Source organism: Paenibacillus zanthoxyli JH29, from assembly GCF_000520715.1.
Taxonomy (GTDB): domain Bacteria; phylum Bacillota; class Bacilli; order Paenibacillales; family Paenibacillaceae; genus Paenibacillus_AQ; species Paenibacillus_AQ zanthoxyli.
The window spans coordinates 1-6,233 of sequence record NZ_ASSD01000188.1; the positions used below are offsets into that span (position 1 = coordinate 1).

The 6,233-nt window shown below is 48.6% G+C and carries 7 protein-coding genes and 1 pseudogene; 3 read left to right on the top strand and 5 right to left on the bottom strand.

Annotated elements, in window-relative coordinates; all coding sequences use genetic code 11:
- Positions 1-293: 293 nt before the first annotated feature.
- Complete coding sequence (locus tag L691_RS34205; RefSeq protein WP_084653949.1) at positions 294-392, top strand: helix-turn-helix domain-containing protein; 99 nt, start codon at positions 294-296, stop codon at positions 390-392.
- Between the two features lie 111 nt (positions 393-503).
- On the opposite strand, the gene L691_RS0107365 is transcribed toward L691_RS34205, so the two are convergent.
- The 3 genes from L691_RS0107365 to L691_RS0107375 form a co-directional block, all read right to left on the bottom strand.
- Entirely contained in the window at positions 504-1,730 is a 1,227-nt protein-coding gene (locus L691_RS0107365) for a mannitol-1-phosphate 5-dehydrogenase (protein WP_025689716.1), read from the bottom strand.
- 120 nt (positions 1,731-1,850) lie between these two features.
- On the bottom strand, positions 1,851-2,540 hold the full coding sequence (locus L691_RS0107370; RefSeq protein ID WP_025689717.1) for an HAD family hydrolase: 690 nt from the start codon (positions 2,538-2,540) through the stop codon (positions 1,851-1,853).
- 466 nt (positions 2,541-3,006) lie between these two features.
- Positions 3,007-3,537 carry an HXXEE domain-containing protein gene (locus L691_RS0107375; RefSeq protein WP_025689718.1) on the bottom strand — a complete coding sequence of 177 codons (531 nt, stop codon included), beginning with the start codon at positions 3,535-3,537 and terminating at the stop codon, positions 3,007-3,009.
- Between the two features lie 46 nt (positions 3,538-3,583).
- Here L691_RS0107375 and L691_RS34210 point away from each other — a divergent pair.
- Together L691_RS34210 and L691_RS0107380 are read left to right on the top strand one after the other, a co-directional pair.
- Positions 3,584-3,643 (top strand): annotated as a pseudogene (locus L691_RS34210) (hypothetical protein); the annotation flags it as partial.
- Between the two features lie 6 nt (positions 3,644-3,649).
- The gene (locus tag L691_RS0107380) at positions 3,650-4,036 is read left to right on the top strand and encodes a TetR-like C-terminal domain-containing protein (RefSeq protein WP_025689719.1); all 387 of its coding nucleotides are present in this window, start codon (positions 3,650-3,652) and stop codon (positions 4,034-4,036) included.
- 65 nt (positions 4,037-4,101) lie between these two features.
- Here the strand turns inward: L691_RS0107380 and L691_RS0107385 are convergent, their stop codons facing one another.
- Positions 4,102-5,106, bottom strand: coding sequence for a HoxN/HupN/NixA family nickel/cobalt transporter (locus tag L691_RS0107385; protein ID WP_025689720.1), 1,005 nt, complete (start codon positions 5,104-5,106; stop codon positions 4,102-4,104).
- Between the two features lie 93 nt (positions 5,107-5,199).
- Positions 5,200-6,198, bottom strand: coding sequence for a hydrogenase expression/formation protein HypE (hypE, locus tag L691_RS0107390; RefSeq protein WP_036735909.1), 999 nt, complete (start codon positions 6,196-6,198; stop codon positions 5,200-5,202).
- Positions 6,199-6,233: the final 35 nt, after the last annotated feature.

Sequence of the window (6,233 nt, forward strand, 5' to 3'; positions counted from 1 at the left end):
GCGATATTTGTAAGCTTTATGTACCAACATGCCACATAGCCTCCTTTCGTGTAGGATTTTTCCATTATAGAACACATGTTCGCTTTGAAGCAAAATTACCACCGATTCTTCTCATCCCTATAGAGGAAGAAGTCTTCTGCGGCTTATTAAGATAAAATTTCTGAAGAAATTGAAAAGGGATTTAATAGTTATATTAAAGCATGTCTAAGGCATGCAAGCAGAGACTTTTTCAAAAAACTTTATCGCGACTTGGCTTGCCTTCAAAGTTTTGATGAGTCATCCTATTAATTCTAATGGCGCAAAATGGTGACAAGCATGCTGAAGCAGAACTAATTAAGCGCTATGAGCCATTGGTAAATAAACTTTCAAGACAAATACGGAAGAATCAATGAAGACTTAAGAGTACACAGGCAAGCACTGCAATACGCACTCAGACAAAAGAGACCACAAATATGCGGTCTCTTTTGTCTTGCGATATTCTCAAACCTTGCGGCAAGCCGCAATTACGGGTTATCGGATACAGCCGAAGGGTCTATGGAACCAGCAATCGCCTTAAAGTCCAAGCCGGCCTTGTGCTGGTATTTTACACAGGTGTTGAAATATTCCTCCACAATGCGGCTGTGCAGCGGATGTTCGGCCGGAATGCCCAATTCATCGGACACAACCTTCTCAATCCCCGAACTCCGAATAGCTATTTGAAGATTTACCGCCTCCGGATCATCATTATTCTCATAGAGCAGCGCGGAGGCAATAGCCGAGACCAGATGAGAAGTTTCGAATCCAAGCTCATGCGCCTTCATCGCAGGCCGTACAAGCCGTTCATTCGGGGAAAGCTTGCGGAGCGGAGATCTGGCCACTCGCGAGACCTTATCATTGAAATTACGGTTTGCGAAGCGGTCCATCATTTTCTTGATGTACTTCTCGTGCTGCGCCAGGTCGAATCCGTATAAGTGTACCAGCATCGCCCCCGTTTCTTGCAGAACGCCGTATACCCGGGAACGGATACCCGGATCAGACATCGCATCCTGAAGCGACGTATAGCCTTCAAGATATCCGAAATAAGCGGCGCTGCAATGACCTGTGTTAACGGTGAACAGCTTCCGTTCCAGATACGGTTCGAGTTTATCGACGTAACGTACCCCTTCGATCTCATTATAATCGCCGATCATCCCGCTCCTGGGGACAATCCACTCGCTGAAAGGTTCAACCATGACTGCCAGCGGATCGGCGTGCTTTTGGACGGGCACAATACGGTCGACCATCGTATTCGGAAATGCCACAATACGTTCGGCGCGCTTGATCACGTCCGGCCGCAAATGCCGATATACGGATTTTCTTAACCGCTGGCTTCCCCCGATCCCATTCTCGCAGGCGATAATATGCAAGGGCTGGGGGGTGCTTTGGTTCAGCCGCAGCTCGATGCCGCGGGCTATCGTTCCCGCAATATCCTTCAGCGCGGAGACTCCGACGGCAGTCGTTACAAGTTCCGCATCGGCAATCGCTTCCGCCACCTTCTCGGTATCATTCAAATTAATGGCTGTTACATTATCCACAATAAATTTATCCCGGTTCTCGTTGGCCAGGGTGACCGGATATTGTCCCCTCTTTTGCAGTTCGGCAATCTTTCTCTTATTGCGTCCGACGAAACAAACATTATAACCGGAGCGAGACAAGACGGGGCCGATAAACCCTCTGCCAATATTACCCGCTCCAAAATGTACGGCTTTCACAATGGCGTCCCCCTTAGTCAATTTAGTATACTGGTGAGTGGAACAGGAACTATGAAAGTCTGAATTTAGGATGTACACCTGTTCCTCTCTGAACCTTGGTCAGTCGGAAAGAAGTGAACGTCAGCGGGCTTCAATCTGGAGATTCATATCTTGGAAACAGCGGCGGGTAAGCACATGGTCGAAATCGAGGTGTGATAGACTCTCTATTTTGTGATGCGGAGCTTTAAATTTAAGATAACTTGTGATTTCGTTCGGAATCACGACACAATCAAGGCCGGCCGCCGCCGCCGCTTTGGAGCCGTTCGGCGAATCCTCAATAGCTACAGCCTCTTCAGGCTTCAACCCTAGACAGGACAGTGCCTGCAGGTACAATTCCGGATCGGGTTTTACATTCTCGACATCGTCCGCGGTACAAATGCAATCGAAATATTCGCGGATGCCGAGCTGGTCCATATACTTGTCAATCCAATTTCTATCCGAGCTGGTGGCAAGCCCAATCTTCAGTCCGGCGGCTTTGGCCGAATCCAGATAATGCTGAATGCCTGGACGTACCGCTTGAAGTTCCATCAGCTCGCTGTGCCTTTGCCGGACAGCCTTTCTGAATTCAGCTTTGTCAATGTCAAGCTTCAAATCCGTCATCAGGTATTCGTAAGGATTAAAACTGTTCAGGCTAGTTCCGATGCAAGTCGAATACTGTTCGAGCGTCAAATCGACATCATGTTCCTTATAGGCTTCCTGAAATGCGGTGTACCAAGCCGTCTCCGTATCGATAATCGTTCCGTCAAAATCGAAAATCAGTCCTTTGATCAAGATCAACCATCTCCTCTTTGTCCGTTTAGTCAACATCTCTCGCATCGTTAAGCAAATATTTCGCAAAAATGCTGTTCAGCGGTCATTCGCTTGTAAAAACCGTAACAAACATACGTATTTGCGTCAAGCCAGGCATTATTAATTCCAGCAAATGAAACCGCTTACTCATGCCGCTTCCAAGCCCATTTTTTAGTAAAAAACAAACCGAAATGAAAACGATTAAATTTTACGTTTCTAAAGCGACCCAAGCATGGATTTTCCGCATAAGATCAAGGGTTTGCGCCTGCCACGCCGTCAATTGACCAGAAAGGCCGATTTCCCGGGGCAAATCGAGGAGAAATTCAGTTAATTTTAAATGGAAGAAATTTTTTTTTATAAAAGATGTCTTTTGGCCTCTCGTGTGAGGTTTTTTAGACAAGAAAAAATCGCAAAGCCGCTCATTTTCACAAGAGCAATGCGATCTCAATCAGTTAATAGTCAGCTTGTACTGATCAAGCCATCTGTCAAAACGGACCATCAGCTTATGCAACACAGCTATATTCACTGCAATAACGACTGTAAAAATTAAAGCTGATAATACTAGAGTGGAAGCGCCATATCCAAGATAAACAGCGGATTTATACAGAAAATAACAACATACCGGAAGAAAAACAACGGAGGTCAACACGGACGGAACATATTTTTTAAAGCGGACCCACTGATACAGATGAAAGACTAAATGAACGGTAAAGCCTGCAAAGGCTCCATACCAGACAACATAATTGTCCAGCAAATACGAAAGGATCGTTATAACCGATAATATGATAAACTCAATGGCTACCGCGACAGAAAACGAGGCTGTTGAAGCCTGAATTTGAAAAGGAACCGGTCTATTCCTTCTAGCCTGGATGTATGACTTGTTTCTTTGCTGCCACGCTTTGATCATAATGACTTCTTCAAAATCATGCAGCATAAAAATAACCGGAAGCAGCCAGACGATCATATAAAATGTTTTCATACTAGTCCTCCTTATGAGCATGTCACACTTGTGACACTTCTCGGAAATAGCGGAGAAAGCTCAACTGGCGAGACGTACCTTTTATCGCAATTTTAAATCCAAGGATGAAATATTGAATGGATACGTACAAAAGCTGTGCGAGGAATATATCGAACGATTGCAGGCGGAACAAACCTTAACCGTGTATAACGTGGCCAAAGTTTATTTTACTTTCTGGGAGAAGCACATGGATTTTCTGGCGAGGCTGGAGAAAAATGATTTATTGCATCTGCTGCTGCAAAAATATAACCAGTACCTTCCGGTGATTCACCGGACCGTGGTTCCCCTTACAGAACCTGGACCCAATACGGAAAAGGCCAAATATATCATGGCCTTTTCCGCCGGCGGTTTTTGGAATATCCTTGTCCAATGGATACAGGAGGATCCCCGCCATACCCCGGAGCAAATGGCCAAACTCGTCAGCATGATTATCAAGGAGACGATATTGGAGAAGTATTAATAGATAAAAAAAGCACACAATCCCCGCTTGGCGGGAATCGTGCGATGGCTTGAATGCCCTAAATTTCACATTCCGTCAACGGCCTGTTTGCCTCTCATCCCTTTCCAAATGATCATCGAGACGATCCAGCTCAATATCAGAAATCCGGTCAAAAAGTAGCCAAGGTGGGCGATATCGAGGCTCTTGATCCACTGGAGATGCTGCGGCCATTTTGCTTCAACTAAGTGAACAAGCTGAACGGCGCCGATTAAAAACGCGGATATCACCGAGACACCGGTAACGATCAGGTTATAGGCCGTTTTTTTCTTGTAGGAAATGAATGCCCAGCGGTAGGCCCTGGTCATGATCGCGCCGTCGATCGTGTCCATCAGGCTCATTCCGGCTGCAAACAGCAGCGGCAGAGACAGAATGCCGATAATGGAGACCGATTTATTCGCGGTACTGGCCGTTATCGCCAGCAGACTCACTTCCGTCGCCGTATCAAAGCCAAGCCCGAACAGAAATCCGAGCGGATACATATGCCAGCTTTTATTGATCATTCGAAGGGCAGGAGTCAACAATCGGGTCAATATCCCCTTGGGTCCATGCGTATGACTCAATCCGGAATCCCCGTCTGTTCCATTCGCCGCCCCCCGGGCACCGCGCCATAGCTTCACAAGCGTGAACACATTAATCAGTCCGATGAAGATCAGGAAGAAACCGGATACGAACGTGCCGATCAGCCCGCCGACTTCACGCAGCGCCTGATTGTCGAGCACAAGTCTGTTCATTGAGAGCGCGATCACAAGCACCATGAGAAAGACGACCGTTGAGTGCCCGAGGGAAAAATACATTCCTACGCCTATAGGGTTTCTCTTCCGTTCGATTAGCTTCCGGATCGTATTGTCAATCGCCGAAATATGATCGGCATCAAAAGCGTGGCGCAGACCGAGCGTATAAGCCAAAAGGCCAAGCCCTAGCAGCTCCGGCTGATGGGCCGCAGCCGTGAGATATCCGGCTCCTCCCAATACATGCAGCGCCAATACAACAAGAAAGTAGACATAGCCGTTACTGGCGGAAATTCTCCTCATTATTACACCTTCTCCCGGTAGAAGCGCCTCGCGCTTGATTTTTACAGATATTCCTGAAGTCTCGAACCATAATGGTATTGCGTAATCCGCCGTTTAACAAATCCGGGGCAGTTGGTCGCCTACCAGCATATCGATGATGCGGTGGCCTCCGGCCAGCGTGCGCATATACACCTTTCCCGGGTGATCCGCGACAACTTCGCCGATTACGGCGGCTTCCCGCCCGCAGGGGTGACTGCGCAGCAATTCCATCGCTTGGTCTGCCTGGGCCCCGTCGACGATCAAAAGGGCTTTGCCCTCATTGGCTATGTATAACGGGTCCATTCCCAGCATGCCGCATAGACCGCTCACTTCTCCTTTTACGGGAAGCGCATGTTCCTCCAGCCGGATGCCAAAGTCCTGCCCCTCCGTAAATTCATTCAGTGTAGTGGCTACGCCGCCGCGGGTCGGGTCCCGCATAAGTCTTACGGCACCGCCCATTGAAGCTGTTACCCGCTCCAGCATTCCGTTCAGCGGCGCACAGTCGCTGGCAAGTCCAGTCTCCACCTGAAGCTGTTCCCGCTCAATCAGTATCGCCGTTCCGTGATCCCCGATCGTTCCGGTGACGATCACTTGGTCCCCCGGCCGGATCAAGGCAGGAGACAGCCGGAGACCTTCGGGAATAAAACCCACTCCGGAGGTGTTAAGGAACAGCTTGTCAGCACAGCCTCTCGGAACGATCTTGGTGTCGCCGGTTACGATAAATACGCCGGCTTCCCTGGCGGTTGCCGCCATGGATTCCGCAATCTCCTCCAGTTCCCCCAGAGGAAACCCTTCTTCGATGATCCAGCCGCAGCTCATATACTTGGGAATCGCACCGCAGACGGCCAGATCGTTAACGGTCCCGCATATCGCCAGCTTCCCGATGTTCCCTCCCCTGAAAAAAAGCGGGTGAATCACATAGGAATCCGTGGTGAACGCCATTTGTCCCGGGAGAGTTTCCAGCACTGCCGAATCGCCGCCCTCAAGCAGCCAATCGTTCCGGAAGTTCTTCTGAAATATCCCTTGGATCAGTTGATGGGTCAGCTTTCCCCCGCTGCCGTGGGCTAAAGTAATAGTAGGATAAGAACCTGTCGCCTTTCTTCAATTCA

Bases quoted from the DNA above. Each gene is read 5' to 3' on its own strand.
- L691_RS34205 (WP_084653949.1), top strand. From the start codon at position 294: ATGGCGCAAAATGGTGACAAGCATGCTGAAGCAGAACTAATTAAGCGC.
- L691_RS0107375 (WP_025689718.1), bottom strand. From the start codon at position 3,537: ATGAAAACATTTTATATGATCGTCTGGCTGCTTCCGGTTATTTTTATG.
- L691_RS0107385 (WP_025689720.1), bottom strand. From the start codon at position 5,106: ATGAGGAGAATTTCCGCCAGTAACGGCTATGTCTACTTTCTTGTTGTA.